At 70.6% G+C, this 3034-nt stretch carries 4 protein-coding genes; 1 reads left to right on the top strand and 3 read right to left on the bottom strand.

The window, feature by feature from the left end; genetic code table 11:
- On the top strand, positions 1 to 233 hold a 233-nt coding region (locus VF330_RS30015; RefSeq protein ID WP_414675489.1), incomplete at its 5' end, for a GH12 family glycosyl hydrolase domain-containing protein.
- An 11-nt stretch (positions 234 to 244) separates the two neighbouring features.
- On the opposite strand, the gene VF330_RS30010 is transcribed toward VF330_RS30015, so the two are convergent.
- From VF330_RS30010 to VF330_RS30000, 3 genes are all read right to left on the bottom strand, one after another.
- Positions 245 to 706, bottom strand: a complete 462-nt coding sequence (locus tag VF330_RS30010; protein ID WP_330855056.1) for a hypothetical protein — start codon at positions 704 to 706, stop codon at positions 245 to 247.
- An 82-nt stretch (positions 707 to 788) separates the two neighbouring features.
- Positions 789 to 1736 (bottom strand): arabinan endo-1,5-alpha-L-arabinosidase, encoded by a 948-nt coding sequence (locus tag VF330_RS30005; RefSeq protein ID WP_330855055.1) that lies wholly within the window; start codon positions 1734 to 1736, stop codon positions 789 to 791.
- A 9-nt stretch (positions 1737 to 1745) separates the two neighbouring features.
- Positions 1746 to 3034, bottom strand: a 1289-nt coding sequence (locus VF330_RS30000; protein WP_330855054.1) for a family 43 glycosylhydrolase, incomplete at its 5' end; no start/stop codon positions are given.

Below are 3034 nucleotides of genomic sequence, written 5' to 3'. Positions count from 1 at the left end.
GCTGGAACGTCTGGCTGGCGCGCGACCAGGACCGCGTGCGGATCACCTACGAACGCGTCGGCGAGGTCACCGCGGTCAGCGGCCTCGACATCAGCGCGTTCACCGCGGACGCCGTCGGCCGCGGCCAGATCTCCCTCGACTGGTACCTGGTGGCGGTCGAGGCGGGCTTCAACCTGTGGCGCGGCGGCGCGGGCAACGCGATCGAGAAGTTCTCCGTCACCGTGGACGAGTAGGAACCACGGCCTCAGGTCCGCTTGCGGCTCGCGATCTCGTCGGAGAGCTGCCGCACGCGGGCGGGGTCCGCGTCGCGGGCCAGGGCGACGTAGTGGTCCATGACGGCAGGCCGGTAGCGCACCGGCACCGTCTGCCCAGGGGCGAGCCGGGTGAGCTCGGTGATCGTGAGGTCCTCGTCCGCGACACCGCGGAACGAGACGCCCTCGGCGGTCTCCACGTCGAACATCAGGACCACGCGCGGGTTGCTGTTGACCTCCCGCCAGTCGACGAGAACACCGAGTGCGAGCGTCCCGGCGCGCAGTTCCGCGATGCGCCTGCGCGCGTCACCGTTCAGGAGCGGGTTCGGCGCCACGCCGGGGAAGCTCGGCCCGACGCCGAGCGCCTCCCGGCTCAGGTCGGGCCTGAGCTGCGCCATCAGGTCGTCCACGTCGTTCAGACCGCGGGACTTCTTCTTCCGGCCGAACCCGAACACCCTGCCCCCTCCCGCGCGCCGGGGCCGCCACCGCGGACCGGCGCTCCGCCCTCGCCGCGATCGTACGTCGAGGCCGGTCCCGTCAGCGCAGGAACGGCCAGCCCGCCGAGTCGAACGCCAGCAGGTTGACGCCGAGCCGCGACGCGCCGGAGTCGGTGTAGTAGTGGTAGGTCAGCAGGTCGCCGTCGACGTCGGAGAGGACGTCCTGGTGCCCCGGCCCGTGCACGCCGCCCTGCCCGGCCAGCACCTCCGTGCCACCGCCGGAGGTCAGCGCGGTGCCGTCGCGGGCGACGTACGGTCCGGTGACGCTGGTGGAACGGCCGACCACCACCCGGTACGTGCTGGCCGCACCCCGGCAGCAGTGGTCGAACGAGACGAAGAGGTAGTAGTACGCCCCGCGCTTGACGATGTTCGGTGCCTCGATCGGACCGCCGTTCCTGCCCGCGACAGACCGGACGACCGAGTCGGACCGCAGACCGGTCGAGGCGTTGAGCGCCACCATCTTGATCCCCGACCAGAATGAGCCGAAGCTCAGCCACCAGCGCCCCTGGTCGTCCACGACGAGGTCGGGGTCGATGGCGTTGAAGTCGTCCGACGTCCGCGACTCGACGACCAGCCCGCGGTGCGTCCACGTGCCGGAGTCGCCGCTCGGGCTGGTGGCGAGGAAGATCGCCGACCGGTTCGAGCCGAACGTCGAAGCCGAGTAGTAGAGCCAGTAACGTCCGTCGCGATAGGACAGGTCCGGTGCCCAGAGGTTGGTGCTGCCGCCGGTGTACGGGGTGGTCCACGACGCCCCGCCGGGGAACACCGCTCCGGCGTTGCGGAACGCGATCCGGTCGGTGGAGGTCTTGAGCGCGATGTTCGTGCCGGTGTGCGCGACCAGGTAGCTCCCGTCGGCGCGCCGGAGCATGCTCGGGTCGTGCACGCCGGCGTCCCCGGTGACCCGGCCCGGCAGGGGGTAGGCCGACGCGGGCGGCGCCGTCGCGACGGCGATGAGCAGGACGGTCGTGACGACCAGTGCGATCTTCATCGTCTCGCCTCACTCCAGGACGAACGTCGCGTCGGTCCGTCCCTGCGCGTCGGTCGCGGCCTGGAGGTTGAGCAGGCCGCTGCTGTTGCGCAGGTACAGACCCGGGAAGTTCACCGACTCGAACGACACCGCCGAGCTCGCCGCGAGTCCCGCGCGCTGGGTGAAGCTCGCGTCGTTGCGGAACAGGGTGCTGCCGTCGGTGCGCTCCACCCACAGCTCGTTGTTGCGGTGCCGCAGGAAGTAGCCGGGGAAGTTGGCCGACTCGAGCGACACCGTGCCGGACCCGGTGAGTCCCGTGACGACCTTGAACTGCGAGTCGGCCAGCGGGGACACGCCGGCCTCCACCCGTGCGCGGTACTCCCAGTGCCGCACGAAGCGGTCGGTGGAGGAGTAGGTCCGCAGCCGCACCGGGGTGGGGCCGTCGGCGACCGGGACGCCGAAGTCCGGGGTGCCGTCGGCCCGGAAGTAGACCTTCTGCACGCGGGTGCGGCGGTTCGGGTCGTTGAGCGGGTCGCCGCTGATGTCGCGGTAGCCGCGGTCGTGGTAGACCATCACGTCGCTGGTGCCGTCCTCGGACACCGTGAACGAGTTGTGGCCGGGCCCGTACTGGCCGGTCGCGGCGTTGGTGGCGAACACGGGGTTGGCGCTCTTGGTCCACGAGGCCGGGTTGAGCAGGTCCGCGGAGGCGGACGCGGTCAGCATGCCGAGGCAGTAGTTCGCGTCGGTGGCGCTGGCCGAGTAGGTGAGGAAGATCCTCCCGTTGCGCTGCAGGACGGTCGGCCCTTCCGCGACCTTGTAGCCGCGCGTCTCCCAGCCGAGCGTCGGCACGGTGAGCCGGGTGACCGTGCCGGTGATCGTCCACGGGTTCGCGCCCATGCGGGCGAGGTAGACGTTGGAGTTCGTGGAGATGCCGGGCTCCTGCTGCGCCCAGGTCAGGTAGCGCACGCCGTTGGTCACGAACGTGGAGGCGTCCAGCGAGAAGGTGTCCCAAGGCGTCGTGATGCGGCCGCGCTCGGTCCACGTCCCGCCCACCGGGTTGGCGTCCGAGCTCTCCAGCACGTACATCCGGATGCGCCAGACGTCGTCGCTGCGCCCCGCCGCGAAGTAGACGTACCACTTCCCGTTGATGAAGTGGATCTCCGGTGCCCAGATGTGCGCGGCCATCTCACCGCTGGAGTGCTTGCGCCAGATCACCGTCTCCGGTGCCGAGGCCAGTCCCTGGATCGTGGTCGCGCGCCGCAGGACGATCCGGTCGTACTCCGGGACCGTCGCGGTGAAGTAGTAGAAACCGTCGGTGT

This window comes from Lentzea sp. (assembly GCF_036380075.1).
In the GTDB taxonomy this organism is placed as follows: domain Bacteria; phylum Actinomycetota; class Actinomycetes; order Mycobacteriales; family Pseudonocardiaceae; genus Lentzea.
Note: the sequence above shows the minus strand (reverse complement) of the source record. Positions and strands in the feature narration are given on the sequence as shown.

What these genes read in the sequence shown, in the direction of transcription:
- VF330_RS30005 (WP_330855055.1), bottom strand. Translation starts at nt 1,736, where the DNA reads ATGAAGATCGCACTGGTCGTCACGACCGTCCTGCTCATCGCCGTCGCG.